The following is a 16866-nucleotide window of genomic DNA, read 5'->3' as shown; positions in this document are numbered from 1 at the left end:
GCCGCCGGAGTCGCGTATTCTCATTTCCCGGCAAAAGGCGTACCGCACCAACTTTGCCAATGCGCACCCACAAATTTGCCGGACACTTGATTTCGATGAATCGCATCGGCGCCATGTGATTCCTTGTTCATCATGAGTCTCACCGCGGCGCCGGTCGTCGTCCGCCGCCCGTATCGCTGGGTCGTGCTGGCGCTGGCGTGGGCCGCCTTCACGATGACCGCCGTGGACCGGTCCACCTGGGGTCCCGCCTCGGTGGCGGTGGGCGAGCACCTCGGCGTGTCGCTGGCCGGGCTCGGCGTCTTCGCCACCGGCTACTACGTCGGCTACGTCGCCTCCAACGCCGCGGGCGGCGTGCTGACCGACTGGCTCGGCCCCCGGGTGGTCGTCGGCTGCTCGCTCTTCCTCGCCGGCGGGTTCATGATCCTGTTCGGCGGGACGGACTCCGTGGCGATGGGCATCGCGTTCCAGGCCGGGGTCGGGGTGTTCGCCGGGTGCGACTACTCGGCCGGGGTCAAGCTCGTCTCCCAGTGGTTCCCGTCCAAGGACCGCGGGTTCGCCATGGGCGTGTTCATGACCGCCACCTCGCTGGGCACGGTGATCGCGAACGCGGTCGTCCCGAGCCTCATCGCCGCCTCCGGGTGGCGTACGTCGTACCACGTGTTCGGCGCCGCCTCGATGGTCGTCGCGGTGCTGTGCCTGCTTCTGCTGCGCGACGGCAGGGCCACGTCCGCCGCCCGCGCGGTGCCGGACCTGCGCCCGCTGGCCCGCGACCGGGACCTGTGGCTGCTCGGCCTGGCCGGGTTCGGCGCGCTGTGGGGCACCTACGGCTTCATCACCTGGTCCAACGCACTGATGATCAAGGGCGGCCACCTCACTCCCGTGCAGGCCGGCACCGTGGTCGCGATCTTCGGCGTCACCGCCATCGCGGCGAAGCCGTGCATGGGCATGGTGTCCGACCTGTTCGGCGGCCGGCGCAAGCTGCCGGCCGTCGCCGTGCTCGCCGCCTTCGTCGTGACGCTGCTGGTGTTCGGCACCCGCGACAGCCTGACCGGGTTCCTGTGGGTGGCGCCGTTCCTGGGGATCGCGGCGTACGTGTACAGCCCGCTGATGATCGCGCTGATCCCGGAGCTCGCCGGCGTCCGGCTCGCCGGGTCGGCGGCCGGTGCGACGAACGCGTTCTGGCAGCTCGGCAGCACGATCGTGCCGGTGGTGCTCGGCGCGGTGTTCCAGGCGACCCACTCGTTCTTCTGGGCCTTCGCCACGCTCGCCGCGGGGCCGCTGCTCGGCCTGGTCCTCCTCCTGGGGGTCCGGGAGCAAAGGACCGGCGCGCGCGTCCCCGCCGCGACGGCTCTCACGGGGTGAGGACGCGCACGTACGCCGTCATCCGGCCGCCGCCTGGTTCGGCGACCTCGTCAAGATCGACCGTACGAACGCGCGGCGGCTCCTGCGGCTGTGGGCTCCGGTCAGCACATCGAGGGAATGCAGGTGAAGGGATTCTTGTCCCGTCTCAATTGAGCTGGCGCAGTCTCAGTCAACCTGACGCATTCGACAGTTTTCTCAGTTGACCTGACACAAGATCGCTATAGTGCTCCCCACTAGCGATCTTTGTGTGAGGTCGGATGGGCAACCCACTTCTGGCGCCTGAGCCCCTGGCGGCGCGGTTTGGCCTGCGCTTTCTGGATGAGGTGGATGGGCGGTTGCGCCAGCGGCAGACACCGTTGGCGATCGCATGGAACACCCGTTTTGAGAGGGTTCAGCCCGTACGGCACTTCCCCTCCTACCGAGGCCAGCGCAACTTCTCGGGGTATTGGTGGTCATCCACGATGCGGGATCTGGTTGGGTTTGAATCCTGGCTGGAGCGCGATCAAGTGATGATGCTCGACTTTGCGCCGGAGGTGACCGCGTTCTCCTCCCAGCCGTTCTGGTTGACCTGGCCGGAGGGAGGCAAGACCCGCCGGCATGCTCCGGACTACTTCGCCAGGCTCTCGGATGGGACCGGCGTCGTTATCGACGTCCGGGCAGATGACCAGATCGAGCCGAAGGACGCCGCGGCGTTTGCGGCCACTGAGGCGGCGTGTGAGACGGTGGGCTGGGCCTATCGACGTGTGGGAGCCGTTGATCCGGTACTGGCGGCGAACGTTCGGTGGTTGTCGGATTACAAGCAGCCCTATTGCCTCAACCCGGACCACGATGGTCCGTTGCGGAAGGCATTTGCCCAGGCCGCGCCGCTGCTGGAGACGGTTCGATCGGTGGGTGATCCGATGGCGGTGCTGCCGTCGGTGTTCCACCTGATGTGGTTGCAGGTTCTGCAGGCTGATCTGGCCAGGGCACCGTTAAGCGGCTCGATGTTCCTGGCTGTCGGGGACGGAGCGTGATGACGGTTTCGAAGCCGCCTGAGCTGAAGGCGGACGATGACGTGCTCGTCGGTGGTCGGCGGGCCACAGTTGTCGCGGTGACCGGGTCTGGGATCGAGTTAGAGGACGTGGCGGGGGCTCGGTTCACGGTTACGCAGGGTGCGCTGTTCACCGATCCTGGATTTCGGATCATGGAGGCTCCCAGTGCGCCACTCCCCCCGTCTGGGTTGCTGGATAGCGTGCCGGAAGAGGTGGCGGACAAGGCTCGCTGGTGGGAGCGGCACATCGTCGAGGTGTTGACCGGGTTGCCTCCGGGGGGCGAGGCAGGTTCGGGCATCAGGGCGGAATACGACCCTCGGACCAGCAGCCTGCGGCAGCGAGAGTTGGCCAAGCTTGAGGAACTGCATTCAGCGGGGCACGAAGTCGTGTTGCGCACGTTGCAGCGGTTTCGGCGCAGATACGAGACCGAAGGGCTCTGGGGGCTTGTTGATGCCCGATTCGCCCGGCAGTCCTCCCCCACGGGAAGGGCCGACCCGAGGGTTGTCGACGCTGTTGGCCAGGCCGTGCTGGAACAAACCGATGCGTCGACTGGCACCGTCGATCGGTTGCGGCGGCGGGTTGAACAGATTCTGGTGGAAGCTGGGGTCGATCCCGCGGAGGTGATGCCGTCGCGGGCGGGGTTCTATCGGGTGGTGAGCGCGGTGTCGGCCGGCAAGCACACGTTCGGGTCGGCTCGCACGCGCCGGTCGCTGGCTAAGCAGCCCGACCGCCCGTTCGGGACGGTGACGGCGGTCCGGCCCGGTCAGTGGATGCAGATCGACTCTTCTCCGTTGAACATCGCAGTGCGGTTGGACAACGGCCTCATCGATCGCGTGGACCTGACCTGGATGATCGATCTGGCGACCAGGACGATTCCGGTGGCGGTGCTGCGGCCCTCGACCAAGGCTGTTGATGCTGCCTTGCTGCTGGCCCGTTCGCTGACGCCGGAGCCGATGCGACCCGGTTGGGTGGATGCGTTGCGGATGTCGCGGTCGGTGCTGCCCCACCGTCGGCTGACCTCGATCGATCAGCGGCTGGCGGACGCGGCGGCGCGGCCAGTGATCGTGCCGGGCACGATCGTCTGCGACCACGGCATGGTCTATATGTCGCAGACCTTCCGCAACGCCTGCAGAGCGATGGGCATCAATGTTCAGCCCACGCACAAGGGGTCTCCGTGGGAGAAGGGCAACGTCGAGACCAGTTTCGCCGCCGTCGACACCTTGTTCGCCCAGTACGTGGCGGGATACGTGGGCAACAGCGTGGAGCATCGCGGCAAGGACGCCGACCAGGCCGCGGTCTGGTCGATGATCGAGTTGCAGGAGATGCTGGACGAGTGGCTGGTGGCCACGTGGCAGAACCGTCCGCATGACGGGTTGCGTGAGCCTCTCTTCCCCGGCAAGGCGCTCACTCCGAACGAGAAGTACGCCTCTTTGATCGAGGTCGCCGGCTATGTCCCGGTTCCTCTGTCGCAGAATGACTACATCGAGTTACTCCCGGTGGAATGGCGAGCCATCAATTCCTACGGGATCAAGATCAAGCACAGGAAGTATGACAGTCGGGCACTACGTCGTTACCGGAGGCAACACTCGGGGGTCGCTGCCAAGAAGGGGTTGTGGGAAGTGCACCGGGATCCCTATGACGTCTCGCGCATCTGGGTGCGCAATCACCGAGACGGCGGGTGGATCGAGGCCACATGGACCTATTTGAACGCCGGTCCTGTCCCCTTCGGGGATCTGGCCTGGGAGCACGCTCAGCGGATGTTGGCCCGCAGAGGCATCGGCAAGCCGACCGAAGAGGAGATCGCCCGAGCTGCCAGCGATTTGCTCGATCGAGCCGAGCGCGGCCCTGACCGCGAAACGACGCGCCAAGACTTGCGGGTTGCCGCACGCACCCGGGCGACCACGAGCCAAGAGGTCGCTGAAGCCTGGCCTCGCGCGCAGGCGGAGACGCCGGTTGCCGAGCCCTCGCCGCCTGAAGAGGACGCTGATGACGAATTTGACGATGAGGAGGAAGAGTTGGCCAAGGTGATCCCGCTGGGTGTCTTCGATGCTGCGGAGGAGGCCAAGAAGCGATGGTGAGCACTCCGGCCGGTGAGCCTGACGACGAATCTGACTTCGATCTCGACCGGCGTGAACCCACCATGACGCTGGCTCGCTGGCGACGGTTCGTCGACACGCAGCCGGCCGCGTTCACCCTGTTGTCCGACCAGCAGTGGATGGATCTGGACGATGAGCAACACGACGCCTACGACGAGAACCGGATCAGCTATCACTCGGAAATGATCGTCGTCGCGACTTCCCTGGTCCGTCAGGTCGCCCGCCAGGGCAGGCTGCTGACCATGCTGAACCGGCGGGAGATCAGCGCCCGGCGCATGATGATCCTTAGCGGTCTGCAGACCACCGGCAAGACCACTGCGCTCAAGCAGCTTGGCCGCATGCACGAGCTTCGGCTACGGGAGCGGCAGCCGGGCCGGATGAGCGATCGGATCCCGGTCGTCTACGTCAGTACGCCGCCCAAGGGATCGCCTCGCAAGCTGGCGGCGGAGTTCGCCCGTTTTCTCGGTCTTCCTCCGGTGAAGCGCATCTATAACACCACCGACATCACCGACGCCGTCTGCGAGATTCTGATCAAGGCCAAGGTCGAGCTGGTCTTGGTGGACGAGATTCACAACCTGAACCTCGCCACGGCAGCCGGCGAGGACATGTCCGACCACTTGAAATACTTCACCGAGCACCTCCCCGCCACCTTCGTCTATGCCGGGATCGACGTCCCGCGCAGATTGTCGGGTGTCCGCGGCGCTCAGATCCTGGGCCGCAGCGTGGTCATCAACACCGGCCCGATCCCCTACGGCGACGAATGGAAAGCGATGATCACTACCTTGGAGGACGCGTTACGGCTGCACCGGCACAAGGACGGCACGTTGCTCCGCAACGCCAAATACCTGCACCAGCGGACAGGCGGCATGATCGGCAGCCTTTCCCATCTCGTTCGAGCCTCGGCCCAGACGGCGATCCTGGAAGGCCAAGAGGCCATCACTCGCAAACTGATGGACACCATCCCCGTCGATTACATCGCCGAGTCGGACGGCGACACGGCGGCATGATGCCCTCCGATCCGGGCGCCCTCGGCGACTGGCTGGCCGTCAGCCGACTGCAACCGCTGCCTCAGAGCATTACACCCGTTCATGATGAAACCGTCACGTCCTACCTGATGCGACTGGCCCAGGCCAACAGCATGAACGGCTACCACCTGATCGACTACTTGAGGGGCAGCACGAGCCCCAGGATCCCCGTCCCTCCTGAAGTCGTCATCACCACCAGCGGCCAGCCGGCCCAGAGCATGCGTTACGCCATCCTCGAACTCTGCAGCGCCCAAGAACTCGCGTCGATGAGCGTCACGGGACGGCCGCGACCGCACTCGAGTATCACGTTCGTCAAATGCACCCGATGCACACGCGCTCGCGGCATCTATCACCCCGTCACTTGCTGGAGACGAGCGGAGGATGTCATCTGCCGCCGACACCGCCGTTGGATTGCAGGGCCCACACAGATCGACCTGGCCGGATTCGACGACATCCTCCAGGCCAATCGTCAACATCGACGACTCATTCGACGGCACGGGCGATTCACCGTTCATCGCGCGTTCGAGCAGGCCCACAGCATCGTCGACGAATGGGCCACGCGCGGTTACCACCGCGGCCAGGTCGATAGGCTCATGCACCGCTTTCATGGCCCCTCCTGGCGTGTCCCACCAGATGATTCGACTCTGCAGGCAGCCAAGTATCCGCCGACCGTCGCTCTGACACGGCTTCTGGCCTCACCCTTCTGGAAAGCACTCGCTCTCGACGTCACTGGCAACGCCATGTTCGTCCAGGAAGTGCGTCGCACCGCCGAGCCCGACTACATCTGGGAATCGTCCTCCTACTCGCGCTACACCGATCCCTTGAGGCGCATGTTCCGCGAGGAACCAGAAGAGCGAGCACTCGAGGCCAGACAGGCTGAGCACCGACGCGCCTACAACCTCCCTGAGCCGCTCAGCGACACCATCGGATCCGATCAGTTGTGACAGTTCTACTGAGACGCCGTGCTCCTCGGGCGTCTCAGTAGAACTGTCACAACCGAGGTGGATGAGCCTCTCTGCGTCACATCAATTGAGACGGGACAGGTGGGTCCGGTGGGTCTGATGGGATTTTTTTCCCGGCGGCGCGGCGGGGTGTCGGGTGGTGTGGCGGGGGGCGGTTCCGGGGGTTGAGCGGGGGTTTTGGGGTTCGGTGCGGTGGTGTGGCGGGCTCCCCTGGGTGCTTACGGAGAGTTTGACGTTCTGTCGATTCGCTGTCCTTGGCGCGAGGTGTGGTTTTAAGCTGGAAGTCCTGCTATTCGCGCCGCGAGAGGAGCAGCACGTGGGGAGCCAGTCGGTGTTATGCCCGGTGTGTCAGGGGGTCGTGCCTGCGACGGGTAAGGAGGCGTACACGGCGCTGCGGGGTCGTCTCATTCTGACGAACGGCTATTGCGCGGGTGGGTGCGCGGAGCGGCGTGCCGAGGAGCAGGCCCAGCAGCAGACGCAGCAGATGGCGCGTCCGGAGCCGGCTCCGGCGCCGGTGGCTCCTGTGCAGATGGCGCCGGCGATGCCGGTGCGGACGCCGCTGCGGGTGGTGCGCTGATCGTTTCGGTGTGTTCTTCCCCGTGCGGGGGTGCGGGGTGACCGGTCGTGCGGGCCGGGTGTGGTGTTGCCGGGGTTATGAGTGGCCGTCGGTGGTGTGCCAGTAGTCGCGGGTCTCGGTGGCCAGGCCGTCGGGGTCGAAGCGGGCGAAGACGCAGCCTGCGAGGGTGATGGGGCGGCCGTTGTCGTGGGCGTGGACCCGGAATTCGATGGCGGCCGTGTCGCCGTCGACGATGGGGTCGGCGAAGGTGACGTGGGGGTCGGTTTCGCCGGCGAATGACCATTGGATGTAGTCGGCGATGGCCTGTCTGCCCTGGTGTGGGGGGCGGAAGGGCATGCTGGTGTGGACGGCGTCGTCGCGGTAGAGGGCGATGATGGCGGCGGTGTCGTGGTGGGTCCAGCCGTGTTGCCAGGTGTCGGCGAAGCGTTGGGCGGCGGTTCGGGTGTCCATGGGCCCATTGTGCGGGCGGGGGGTTGGCTGTGAGGCCGGTTTCGCGCGGGTTGGGGCTCGGGTCGAGGTGGGTGGCCGCTCCCCCGCGGCCGCTCTGCTTCCCTGTGGTGTCACCAGGGGTGTACGGCGGTTACGGCGGTGATGGGCAGGGGTCCGTACAGGTGGGGGAAGCCGTTTTCGAGGCGGATGTCGAGGCCGGTGGGGTCGATGTCGAGGATGAGCAGGGGTTCGGTGACGTGGGCGTAGAAGGTGGTGTGGACGCCGCGTAGCTGGGCCTGGTCGCGGCTGCAGTGGATGAAGCCGATCTCGTCGAGGGTGTGGCCGAGGGTGGAGATGCGGTACTCCCCCGCTTTCTGGGCGGCTTGCCAGTCGGTTTGCAGGGCGAGGTGGTGGATGGGGGTCATGGCGTCCATTCGGAGTGGAGGATGGCGTAGATGGTTTCGCTGCTCCATTCGCCTTTGACGTATTCGTTGTCGATGAGGGTGGCTTCGCGGCGCATGTGGAGTTTTTCCAGGACGCGGGCGGAGGCGGTGTTGCGGGCGTCGAGGCGGCCGGTGATGCGGTGGAGGCCGAGGTCGTCGAAGCCGAGGCGGAGCATTTCGCGGGCGGCTTCCGGGGCGTAGCCGTGGCCGTGGTGGTCGGGGTGGAAGATGTAGCCGATTTCGCCTTGGCGGTGTTGTCTGCTGGTCCAGATGAGCAGGGTTTGGCCGATGAGTTGGCCGGTGTGGCGCAGGGTGACGGCCAGGTCGATGGCGTCGCCTTCGTCGTGGAGGGCGGTGCGGGTGGCTCTTTTGTCGAGGAAGGTTTGGGTGGCGTCGCGGTCGCGGGGTTCCCAGTAGAGGTAGCGGGCGACGTCGGGGCGGGATTCGTAGGCGTGGACGGCGTCGAGGTCGTCGGGGGTGAAGGGCCGCAGGTGGAGGCGGTCGGTGGTGATCGGGTAGTGGGGTTTGAGCACGGAGGAAGTGTAGGGAGGGGTCAGGGGGGCGGCAATGCGTTTTCGGCGGTTTTGACGGCGAGGGCGAGGAGGGTGCGGGCTTCGTCGAGGGGGCGTTGTTCGACGACTTGCTCGAGCCAGAGGGCGCTGAGGGTGGTGTAGAGGAGGCGGACGCGGGTGTCGGTCTCGGACAGGTGGAGGGTGTCGGCGATGATGCGGATGCAGCCGTCGGCCCAGCGGCGGGCGATCTGCTGGAGGACGGGGTCGCGGCCGGCGTGGACGTAGAGCTCCCAGAGGCCGAGTTGGCGGGTGCGGTCGGCGGTGGCGATCTGGTCGGTGAGGGCGGTGAGGCCGTGGTCGGTGATCCAGGTGCGGGTGGTGGTGAGTTCGGTTTCGACGAGTTGGGCGAAGGCTTCGGCGAGGAGTTGGTCGCGGGAGGCGAAGTAGTAGGTGGTGGCGGCGAGGGGGAGGTTGGCGTGGTGGGCGACGGCTCGGTGGGTGACGGCGGCGAAGCCGCCTTGGGTGAGGAGGTGGACGGCGGAGGCCAGGAGGGTGGCGCGGCGGCGGCGTCCGCGTGCTTGGGTGGGCGGGTGCGGTTGGGGCCGCTCCCCTGCTTGGGTGGGGTTCTGGTCCGGGTTCAATGGCCACCTGCGAGGTTGAGGATGACGACGCCGCCGATGATGAGGAGGATACCGCCGATCTTGGTTGGGGTGAGGGTCTCTCCCATGAAGGCGGCGCCGATGAGGGCGATGGCGGCGGTGCCGGCGCCGGACCAGATGGCGTAGGCGGTGCCCATGTCGAGGTGGAGTTTGAGTGCTTGGGACAGGAGGGTGAAGGAGGTGATGTAGCCGGCGGCGACGGCGATGGTCCAGCCGGGGTGGGTGAGGCCGTTGCTGAGTTTGAGTGCGGTGGTGGCCAGGACTTCTGTGGTGATGGCGAGGGCGAGCAGGAGCCAGGGCATGGGGGTCCCCCAGACGCAAAGTGGTACGTTCGTGCCAGTTTAGCCGGGGGGCCGGATCCGGTCCGGGGGCGGTGTGGTTGCCGGAACAGCTTGAAAAGGCTGTCGAATGCGTGTTCCATTGGTCGGTGTGGGTTGGGACGCGCTTGCGCTTGTCGACGAGGCCGCTGATGAGCGTCCGCTGATCGAGCGGCGTGCGGTGGTGCGTGACGGTTTCTACGAGTTGCAGGCCCGCACGATGATCGAGCGGGTGCCGCAGACCGCGGGCATCGCCCAGCAGTGGGCCCTGTCCCCCTATCGTGGGTGCGCGCATGCCTGCCGCGGTTGCGGTGCCCGGGCGGGTCATGGGCGGCTGGGGCTGGACGCGGGGCGTGATTTCGACACGCGGATCGTGGTCAAGCCGAACGCGGTGGCCAGGTTGCGGGCGGAGCTGGTGCGCTGGGACGGTCAGGAGCTGGCGGTGGGGGTCAGCGGTGACTGTTATCAGGCGGCCGAGGAGACGTATCGGCTGATGCCGGGGGTGATCGGGGCGCTGTCGCAGGCGGCGGTGCCGTTCACCGTTTACACCAAGAGCGCGCTGGTGTTGCGTGATGCGGGGTTGCTGGCGCGGGCCGGGGCGCGGGTGGCGGTGTCGATCGCGTTCGTGGACGAGCGGATCCGGCGGGCGGTGGAGCCGGGGGCGCCGACCGCGCAGGCGCGGCTGGAGCTGGTGTCGGCGCTGGTGGAGGCCGGGGTGGAGTGCCGGGTGCTGATGGCGCCGGTGCTGCCGTTGCTCAGTGACGCGGCCGATCAGCTGGGTGCCACGGTGCGGCGGATCGCGGCGGCGGGGGCGCGGGCGGTGGAGCCGGTGGTGTTGCGGCTGCCGCCGGGGACGCGCTCGTGGTATGGGGAGTGGCTGGCGGGGGCGCATCCGCAGCTGGTGGAGCGTTATGAGGAGCTGTACGACCGGGCGGGGATGCCTTCGCCGGATTATGAGCGGCGGATCACGGGGCAGATCGCGCAGTTGTGCCAGATGTACGGGATGGGGTGCGGGGCGCCGGAGGCGGGGCCGCGGCGGCCGCGGGCGGCGCAGCTGGCCCTGGTGTGAGGCGGGCGTCCGGGAGGCGGGCGGCTGCGGGCGCGGGGGGCGCGCGTGGTTACGTCCGGGTGGGCCGGTTGGTCGGATCGCCGCTGATGTGGGTGCGGTGGTAGAGGGCGGCCTGGACTCTGTTGCGCAGGCCGAGCTTGCGGAAGATCTCTTTCACGTGGCCCTTGACGGTCGAGTGGGCGATGCCCAGGACATCGGCGATGTCGGTGTTCGACAGTCCTTGGGCGATGAGGCCGGTGATTTCCTGCTCGCGTCTGGTGAGGGTCTGGGCCGTGTGCGCTTCGACGTCGTCGTCGTGGCGGGGTGTGAACGCGCTCGCCAGGTATCCCGCGTTGCGGCGGTCCACGATGGCGTAACCCGCGATGATCAGGCGCACGGCGGCGATCAGTTCGGTGGCGGTGAGCTGCCGTTGGGGCAGGGTGTAGCAGCCGAGCCGGAGCAGGTCCAGTTGGAGGCCGGCGGGGTCGGCGGTGACGATGAGGACCGGCACGCGCGAGGGCCGCTCGGTCATGAACCGGACGGTGTCCAGGGTCTGGGTGGTGACCGACGGGGAGTCCACGACGAACAGGTCGGGTCTGGCCTGGACGAAGATCCGGCCGGCCTGGGTGAGGTTGTCGGCCTCGCCCACGACCTGGAGGTCGGACTGCTGGGAGAGGATCGATCGCAGTCCGCTGCGCGCCAGCAGGTTGTCGTTCACGAGTAGGACTCTGCCTGGCCTCATCGTCGGTCCGCCCGTCGGAGGGTTGGAGTGCCCGTCGGGGCGAATATGTCAGCGGTCGATCACACCTCGTTTTCACGGCGTTCTCATCGGGCGGCGCCGGGCGGTGTGGGTTTTCAGGTGGGTAACGCCGTGCGGCGGGCGGCCAGTTCGGCGTACATGGCGGCGCCGTCCGTCAGCACGGCGTCGTCGAAGGCGGCGTACGAGGAGTGGTTGGCGGGGGCTCGGCCGGGGTCGCGGTCGGCGGGGCAGGCGCCGAGCACCGCGACCGCGCCGGGGATCTCTTCGAGCACGAAGGAGAAGTCCTCGGCGGCCATGGAGGGCTGGGCGGCGAGTGCGGTGCGCTCCTGGCCGTAGAGGTCGCGGGCCACCGTGTGGACGAACGCGGTCTCGTGTTCGGCGTTGACGGTGGGTGGGTAGGCGGAGGCGGTGTCGATGTCCACGGCCAGGTCGTGGGCGGCGGCGATGTCGCGCAGCAGCCGTACGGCGCGGTCCTGGGCCTGGCGCTGCAGGCGCGGTGCCGGCGACCGGATCGTGACGGAGAAGCGGGCCTGGTCCGCTATGACGTTGTGGGTGGTGCCCGCGTGGAAGTCGGCGGCCGAGACGGTGACCGGGTCCTGGTGCGGCAGGCGTATGGTGCTCAGCGCGGTGACCATCCGGCAGGCGGCCGGCAGCGGGTCCTTGGCGAGGTGGGGCAGGGCTGGGTGTCCGCCGGCGCCGCGTACGGTGACCGTGAGCACGGTGCGGCCGGCCATGACGCATCCGGCCCTGGTGACGAAGACGCCGCGCGGGATGCCGGCGGAGACCACGTGCAGGCTGTAGGCGGCGGCCGGGCGGGTGCCGGCGGCGTCGAGCACGCCCTCCTCGATCATGATTCTGGCGCCCGCGTGGCCCTCCTCCCCCGGCTGGAACATGAAGATGACGTTGCCGTGGAGGGTGTGGCGGCGGTCGCTGAGCAGTCGTGCGGCTCCGGCCAGCATTGTGGCGTGCATGTCGTGGCCGCAGGCGTGCATCCGGCCGGGGAAGCGTGAGGTCCGGCCGGTGTCGCCGTGTTCGTGGAGCGCGAGTGCGTCCATGTCGGCGCGCAGCAGTACGGTCGGGCCGGGCCGGGCGCCGCGTAGCACCGCGGTGATCGAGGTGGCTTTGTTGCCGGTGCTGATCTCCAGCGGCAGGTCGTGCAGGGCTTGGAGGAGTTTGTGCTGGGTGCGGGTGAGCGTCAGTCCGATCTCCGGCTCTGTGTGCAGGTCGTGCCGGAGCCGTTGGAGGTGTTCGTGGAGGGTGCGGGCGTCGTCTGCGATGGTCACGGTGTGGGCCTCTCCCCCGGGTGGTCGGGGCGGCGGGTGCCGAGGGTGAATTCGCCGAGGCTGCTTTCGGTCATCGGGTCGAGGCCGGTGGCGTCGGCGAACTCGGTCGCGCCCGCTCCCCCGATGGCGCATGGGGCCAGGCCCATCGCGGTGGCCACGGTGTACATGGTCTGGGTCAGGACGCCGACGTCTTTGAGGATGAGCGCGTAGGCCATCTCCTGGTATTTCCACATGACCCGGCCGAAGCGTGCCGCGATGACGAGCAGGACCTGGGGTGGGGTGGTGGTGCGGGCGCAGGCGGCGGTCACCTGGAGCAGGCGGCGTACCGCGGCCGTCATGGGTGCTACCTGTTCGAGCCGGTGCGTGGCCGGGTCGTAGTGGTACAGGCCCTGGTCGAGGCCGTCGGCGTGGCGGATGAGCGGGTAGATCTCGAGTTCGTGGGAGGCTCCTCCGCTGGGGTGGGGGCGGCGGACGTGCTCGACGGCGTCGCGCAGGTAGGCGCCGGTGTCGCGGCCGCATCGGTAGAGGAACTCGCCGAGTTGCGCGGCTGTGAGGGGCCGGGTCTCGTCGTGGTCGCGGATGGATCGCCGGTCTTCGAGGACGGTCGTGACGGTGGGGTCGTCGCGGCGCAGTCGTGCGAGGTCGGGGGCGTGGAGGTCGACCTGGGGTCCGGGGAAGGGGTCGTGGCGGGCGGGCAGGGGCGCGAAACGTTCCCGCGCCCACCAGGTGACTCCGAAGGGGGTGTCGCGGACCGTCCGGCTGCGCGCGTGGAACCACAGCTCGTGGGGGCTCCATTGGCGTAGCCGGAAGTCCTCCTCCTCTTGTCCGTGCGGGACCGCGAGGCGGGCCCAGACCAGATCTTTCAGCAGGTGGTCCGGGACGTCGTCCTGGTTGGCGGGGAGCCCGGCCAGCGTGGCGAGCGTCTGGGGGTCGTGGACGAGCAGGGCGCACCAGGATCGCGGGGAGTCCACGACCATGGTCGCGTTCTGTTTCGTGATGAGGGCGAACCTCGACAGGCAGAGTTTCGCCGCGGGCTGTTGCGGGGGCGGGGCCGGCGGTGGCCGGTGGGGTCGCAGCGTGTAGAGGGGGTGTCCCCGCTGCTCGACGGTGATCGAGAGCCAGCCCTGGCGCAGAAGCTGCTGGACGAGGTCGTCGTGGGTTTCGCGGTCGGGCAGGCCGGCGCTCAGGTGGCGCAGCAGTGCGCGCTTGTCCGGGGCGGCCGGGCCCAGGGACGCGGTGCGCAGTTGTGTGACCACGTGCAGCCGGCCGTCGGCGACCAGGGCGCGGACGTGCGGAAGCAGGCGCAAGGTTCGGCGGAACGCCGCCTGTGTCATGGCGGGTTCCCTTCGATGGTCTCCGGGGCCAGCCCGACGGCGGACAGTGCGGGGTGGATGATGTCGGCGTCTCCGGCCACTGCCAGGGTGAGGCGCTCCGGTCGCAGGTGTTGCGGGTCGAAGGTGGCGATGCCGGGCCGGGCAGGGCCGATGGCGGCGGCGATGGCGGTGGTCCGGCGCTGCAGGAACCCTGGCGGGTAGCCCTTTCTGACGAGGTGGGCGTAGGCCTCGGTCAGGTGGCGTGCCGCTTCCCAGCGGACGCCCTGCACGCCGATCAGGTGGTCGGCGGCCGAGCGCAGGTCCGCGGGCGTGAGGTCGCCGCCGGCTGCCGCGGCTGCCGTGTCGATCAGTTCGCGGGCCGTGTGGCCGAGGTCCGGGTTGGCTGTGGCGGCCCGGAGCTGGAGGGTGCACTGGTGCCGGCCGCGCGCCGCCGGGCGTGAGACGAGCCAGCCCTGGACGCCGTAGGCGTGGCCGCGTTCCTCGCGCAGTACCCGGTTGATCCGCGATCCGAACCAGCCGCCGAGCGCGTGAACGGCGATCTCCAGGCCCGCGCGGGGGCCGAGCGGTAGTGCGGGGCCGGTCCGGCCGAGGATCAGGGCGGCCTGTTTCGCGCCGGGCAGGTGCGTGATGAGGCATCGTCCGGCTCCGGCCGCGGCGGGGGTGAGAGGGGGCGGGGGGTGGCTCGGTTTCCGCCACGCGCCGAACGTCTGTTCGACCTGTTGGCGGATGCGGGTGGCCGACAGGTCGCCTACGACGATCAGGTGGGCGTGTTGGGGGCCGATCCTGTGGTCGTAGAACTCCTGGAGGTGCTGTGGCCGCAGCCGGTTGATCGACTCCGTCGTCCCGCCGGCGGGCCGGCCGTGGCCGCGGCCGGGGTGGACGGCGGCCGCGAACAGTTGCGCGGCCCGGTGGTGCGGGTCGGCGGCGGCCCGCCGGATCTCGACGAGGTGCCGGTCCACGACCTGCCGGATCGGCCGGGCGTCGAGGGCGGGCCGGGTGACGGCCTCGGCCAGCAGGCGCAGCGCCGGGACGAGGCACGTGGCGGGGGCGACGACGTCGATGTGGGCGCCGTCGGGGTCGCAGCCGGCGGTGAAGGTGGCTCCCATGCCCTCCACGGCGAGCGCGAACTCCTCCTGGCCGCGCGTCGCGGAGGCGAGGATGAGAGTGTGGGCCAGGACGTGCGACAGGCCCTGGAGTCCGGGTGGGTCGTGCGCTCCGCCGCCGGCGAAGACGAGTTGCACGGCGGCCACGTCGCGGCCGGGCAGGTCGACGTACGTGGTGCGCAGTCCGGTGTCGAGCGCGGTGCTGTGGGCCGCCGGCAGGCCGCCGTCCTGTGCCTTCGGTAGCGGCGGCCGGGGCGGGCTGGTTCCTGTCATGGGCCCTCTTCTAGGGGGATCGGGTCTGGTACGTGAGCACCACCCGCTCGGCCGGGTCGGCCCATGCGGCGGCGCATCGTCGCACGTCGGCCGCCGTGACCTCGCGTAACCGGGGCAGGATCTGGCCGGTGTGGGCCGCGGTGCCGGTCAGGAGGGCGTGCCAGGTGAGCTCCTCGGCTCGGCCGCCGGTGGTCTCCAGGCGGGCGGCCCAGCCTGACTCCAGCCGGGTCGTCGCCCAGCGCAGGTCGGTGTCGGTGCAGCCGTCGGAGGCGAAGGCGGTGAGCTCTTCCTGGTAGGCCTCCTCCACTGCGGCCGGCGTGACGCCCGGGCGGGGGGTGATCTCGGCGATGCCCAGGGAGGCGCCGCCCACGAGCGGTGTCAGCCGGAATCGCAGGTCGGTGACGAGGTCGCGGGCGTGGGCGAGCCTGCGCCACAGCGGGCCGCCCCGGCCGTGGCCGAGCATCACGGAGGTGAGGCGGGCGGCGTCGAAGGCGGGTGTGCCGGCGGGGGCGAGGCGGTGGCCGAGGAAGAGTTTGCACGGGATGCGGCCGGTGACGTCCAGGCGCCGGCCGCCGGTCGCGGATATCGCGGGTTCGGGTGGGGGCGGGGGTGGTGGGGTGGCGGCGGGGATCTGTCCCAGATATTTTTTTGCCCATGTCGCGGCTGCGGTCGTAGGGAAATCGCCGACCACTGCGACGACCGCGTTGCGGGGGGTGTAGAAGCGCGCGAAAAAGGCGGTGAGGTCGTCGAGCGAGACGGTTTCGATGCCGTTCCGGGTTCCTATCGGATGGTGGTGGTAAGGGTGTCCGGGGGGAAACAGGTGGGCCAGCAGGAGTTCTTCGGCGGTGCCGTACGGGATGTTGTCGATTGTTTCGAGCCGCTCGTTCACGACGACTTTTCGTTGCGCGTCGAGGCGGTCCTGTCCGGCTGTGTCGAGAAAGGTGCCCATGCGTTCGCCCTCCAGCCACAGGGCCAGTTCCAGCCCATCTCTGGGGAGGGTTTGCGCGTAATAGGTGCAGTCCATGGACGTTCGGGCGTCGGTCCGGCCGCCGAGGGATTCGACCAGGCGGACGTGTTCTCCGGGGGCGACTTGGCGTGAGCCCTGGAACATGAGGTGTTCCAGGAGGTGGGCCTGGCCGGAGTGGCTCTCGTGCCGTGCGCCGGCGCCGTAGCGGACGGCCACGGTGACCACGGGCATCGTGCGGTCCTCGGCGAGGATCGCCCGCACTCCGTTGTCGAGTTCGAGTTCCGTGCACCTGTCGCGCATGCCTCTGTGCTCCTCGCAGGCCGTGTGCGGCCCTCCGGGAGGAGGGCCGCACACGTTTTTCGGTTACGGCGTTTCAGGCGCAGCAGAAGCAGCCGCTGTTGGTCGGCCCGAAGCGGCCCGAGACCTCTTCGCCCTCCTCGAACAGGTCCACGTCGGAGTGGCCCTCGACGTCGGCGTTGACGCGGTCGCGGGCGGCGCCGAGGGTTTTGCCCACGCGGATGGCGGTGGCCAGGTCGTCCGCCGGAATGGAAGCGGCGGCTTCTTCGGTGGCCAGGGTTTCGGAAGTCACGCGTCCTCCTGATGTGGTAAGTCAGCCGACCGTCTTCGGCTTCTTATATTGAGATTAACATGACCGGATGGGCCGGTCGAGATTTGTTTTGCAATT

At 68.7% G+C, this 16866-nt stretch carries 18 protein-coding genes; 7 read left to right on the top strand and 11 right to left on the bottom strand.

Going from position 1 to position 16866, the window contains the following annotated elements:
• Positions 1 to 132: 132 nt before the first annotated feature.
• The 6 genes from AB0L65_RS22895 (at position 133) to AB0L65_RS22870 (ending at position 7053) form a co-directional block, all read left to right on the top strand.
• Positions 133 to 1362 (top strand): MFS transporter, encoded by a 1230-nt coding sequence (locus AB0L65_RS22895; RefSeq protein WP_364248524.1) that lies wholly within the window; start codon positions 133 to 135, stop codon positions 1360 to 1362.
• Positions 1363 to 1619: 257 nt separating this feature from the next.
• On the top strand, positions 1620 to 2375 hold the full coding sequence (locus AB0L65_RS22890) for a TnsA-like heteromeric transposase endonuclease subunit (protein ID WP_364248522.1): 756 nt from the start codon (positions 1620 to 1622) through the stop codon (positions 2373 to 2375).
• On the top strand, positions 2375 to 4471 hold the full coding sequence (locus tag AB0L65_RS22885) for a Mu transposase C-terminal domain-containing protein (RefSeq protein ID WP_364248520.1): 2097 nt from the start codon (positions 2375 to 2377) through the stop codon (positions 4469 to 4471). The genes AB0L65_RS22890 and AB0L65_RS22885 overlap by 1 nt, the downstream gene beginning before the upstream one ends.
• The gene (locus AB0L65_RS22880) at positions 4465 to 5496 is read left to right on the top strand and encodes an ATP-binding protein (RefSeq protein ID WP_364248518.1); all 1032 of its coding nucleotides are present in this window, start codon (positions 4465 to 4467) and stop codon (positions 5494 to 5496) included. The genes AB0L65_RS22885 and AB0L65_RS22880 overlap by 7 nt, the downstream gene beginning before the upstream one ends.
• Complete coding sequence (locus AB0L65_RS22875) at positions 5493 to 6458, top strand: hypothetical protein (protein WP_364248516.1); 966 nt, start codon at positions 5493 to 5495, stop codon at positions 6456 to 6458. The genes AB0L65_RS22880 and AB0L65_RS22875 overlap by 4 nt, the downstream gene beginning before the upstream one ends.
• Positions 6459 to 6834: 376 nt before the next feature.
• The gene (locus tag AB0L65_RS22870; RefSeq protein ID WP_364248514.1) at positions 6835 to 7053 is read left to right on the top strand and encodes a hypothetical protein; all 219 of its coding nucleotides are present in this window, start codon (positions 6835 to 6837) and stop codon (positions 7051 to 7053) included.
• 75 nt (positions 7054 to 7128) lie between these two features.
• Here AB0L65_RS22870 and AB0L65_RS22865 read toward each other — a convergent pair whose 3' ends face one another.
• The 5 genes from AB0L65_RS22865 to AB0L65_RS22845 form a co-directional block, all read right to left on the bottom strand.
• Positions 7129 to 7503 (bottom strand): nuclear transport factor 2 family protein, encoded by a 375-nt coding sequence (locus AB0L65_RS22865; RefSeq protein WP_364248512.1) that lies wholly within the window; start codon positions 7501 to 7503, stop codon positions 7129 to 7131.
• Between the two features lie 110 nt (positions 7504 to 7613).
• Positions 7614 to 7907 carry a DUF952 domain-containing protein gene (locus tag AB0L65_RS22860; protein ID WP_364248510.1) on the bottom strand — a complete coding sequence of 98 codons (294 nt, stop codon included), beginning with the start codon at positions 7905 to 7907 and terminating at the stop codon, positions 7614 to 7616.
• On the bottom strand, positions 7904 to 8458 hold the full coding sequence (locus AB0L65_RS22855; RefSeq protein WP_355203509.1) for a GNAT family N-acetyltransferase: 555 nt from the start codon (positions 8456 to 8458) through the stop codon (positions 7904 to 7906). Before AB0L65_RS22855 ends, AB0L65_RS22860 begins: the two co-directional genes overlap by 4 nt.
• Before the next feature lie 20 nt (positions 8459 to 8478).
• Complete coding sequence (locus tag AB0L65_RS22850) at positions 8479 to 9078, bottom strand: TetR family transcriptional regulator (RefSeq protein WP_364248508.1); 600 nt, start codon at positions 9076 to 9078, stop codon at positions 8479 to 8481.
• A complete protein-coding gene (locus AB0L65_RS22845) occupies positions 9075 to 9398 on the bottom strand; it encodes a multidrug efflux SMR transporter (protein WP_364248506.1) in 324 nt (107 codons plus the stop codon). Before AB0L65_RS22845 ends, AB0L65_RS22850 begins: the two co-directional genes overlap by 4 nt.
• 106 nt (positions 9399 to 9504) lie before the next feature.
• Between AB0L65_RS22845 and AB0L65_RS22840 the strand changes: the two genes are divergently transcribed.
• The gene (locus AB0L65_RS22840; protein WP_350736340.1) at positions 9505 to 10482 is read left to right on the top strand and encodes a radical SAM protein; all 978 of its coding nucleotides are present in this window, start codon (positions 9505 to 9507) and stop codon (positions 10480 to 10482) included.
• A 49-nt stretch (positions 10483 to 10531) separates the two neighbouring features.
• Here the strand turns inward: AB0L65_RS22840 and AB0L65_RS22835 are convergent, their stop codons facing one another.
• The 6 genes from AB0L65_RS22835 to AB0L65_RS22810 all read right to left on the bottom strand — a co-directional run bounded on the left by AB0L65_RS22835 (position 10532) and on the right by AB0L65_RS22810 (position 16770).
• Positions 10532 to 11179, bottom strand: a complete 648-nt coding sequence (locus AB0L65_RS22835; RefSeq protein ID WP_364248504.1) for a response regulator transcription factor — start codon at positions 11177 to 11179, stop codon at positions 10532 to 10534.
• A 137-nt stretch (positions 11180 to 11316) separates the two neighbouring features.
• On the bottom strand, positions 11317 to 12504 hold the full coding sequence (locus tag AB0L65_RS22830; protein WP_364248502.1) for a M20 family metallopeptidase: 1188 nt from the start codon (positions 12502 to 12504) through the stop codon (positions 11317 to 11319).
• A complete protein-coding gene (locus AB0L65_RS22825) occupies positions 12501 to 13838 on the bottom strand; it encodes a SagB family peptide dehydrogenase (RefSeq protein ID WP_364248500.1) in 1338 nt (445 codons plus the stop codon). Before AB0L65_RS22825 ends, AB0L65_RS22830 begins: the two co-directional genes overlap by 4 nt.
• Entirely contained in the window at positions 13835 to 15214 is a 1380-nt protein-coding gene (locus AB0L65_RS22820) for a pitrilysin family protein (RefSeq protein WP_364248498.1), read from the bottom strand. Before AB0L65_RS22820 ends, AB0L65_RS22825 begins: the two co-directional genes overlap by 4 nt.
• 10 nt (positions 15215 to 15224) lie before the next feature.
• On the bottom strand, positions 15225 to 16481 hold the full coding sequence (locus AB0L65_RS22815; RefSeq protein WP_364248496.1) for a pitrilysin family protein: 1257 nt from the start codon (positions 16479 to 16481) through the stop codon (positions 15225 to 15227).
• A gap of 73 nt (positions 16482 to 16554) precedes the next feature.
• Positions 16555 to 16770 carry a hypothetical protein gene (locus AB0L65_RS22810; protein ID WP_355203530.1) on the bottom strand — a complete coding sequence of 72 codons (216 nt, stop codon included), beginning with the start codon at positions 16768 to 16770 and terminating at the stop codon, positions 16555 to 16557.
• Between the last annotated feature and the right edge of the window lie 96 nt (positions 16771 to 16866).

The sequence above is a fragment of the Nonomuraea sp. NPDC052116 genome (genome assembly GCF_040680035.1).
Classification (GTDB): Bacteria; Actinomycetota; Actinomycetes; order Streptosporangiales; family Streptosporangiaceae; genus Nonomuraea; species Nonomuraea angiospora_A.
This window is presented reverse-complemented; position numbering and strand designations above follow the sequence as displayed.

Excerpts from the sequence above, each read along its gene's own strand:
- AB0L65_RS22825 (WP_364248500.1), bottom strand. The coding sequence starts at position 13,838 with ATGACACAGGCGGCGTTCCGCCGAACCTTGCGCCTGCTTCCGCACGTC.
- AB0L65_RS22890 (WP_364248522.1), top strand. The coding sequence starts at position 1,620 with ATGGGCAACCCACTTCTGGCGCCTGAGCCCCTGGCGGCGCGGTTTGGC.
- AB0L65_RS22895 (WP_364248524.1), top strand. The coding sequence starts at position 133 with ATGAGTCTCACCGCGGCGCCGGTCGTCGTCCGCCGCCCGTATCGCTGG.
- AB0L65_RS22875 (WP_364248516.1), top strand. The coding sequence starts at position 5,493 with ATGATGCCCTCCGATCCGGGCGCCCTCGGCGACTGGCTGGCCGTCAGC.
- AB0L65_RS22860 (WP_364248510.1), bottom strand. The coding sequence starts at position 7,907 with ATGACCCCCATCCACCACCTCGCCCTGCAAACCGACTGGCAAGCCGCC.
- AB0L65_RS22845 (WP_364248506.1), bottom strand. The coding sequence starts at position 9,398 with ATGCCCTGGCTCCTGCTCGCCCTCGCCATCACCACAGAAGTCCTGGCC.
- AB0L65_RS22840 (WP_350736340.1), top strand. The coding sequence starts at position 9,505 with ATGCGTGTTCCATTGGTCGGTGTGGGTTGGGACGCGCTTGCGCTTGTC.
- AB0L65_RS22885 (WP_364248520.1), top strand. The coding sequence starts at position 2,375 with ATGACGGTTTCGAAGCCGCCTGAGCTGAAGGCGGACGATGACGTGCTC.
- AB0L65_RS22880 (WP_364248518.1), top strand. The coding sequence starts at position 4,465 with ATGGTGAGCACTCCGGCCGGTGAGCCTGACGACGAATCTGACTTCGAT.
- AB0L65_RS22865 (WP_364248512.1), bottom strand. The coding sequence starts at position 7,503 with ATGGACACCCGAACCGCCGCCCAACGCTTCGCCGACACCTGGCAACAC.
- AB0L65_RS22815 (WP_364248496.1), bottom strand. The coding sequence starts at position 16,481 with ATGCGCGACAGGTGCACGGAACTCGAACTCGACAACGGAGTGCGGGCG.
- AB0L65_RS22820 (WP_364248498.1), bottom strand. The coding sequence starts at position 15,214 with ATGACAGGAACCAGCCCGCCCCGGCCGCCGCTACCGAAGGCACAGGAC.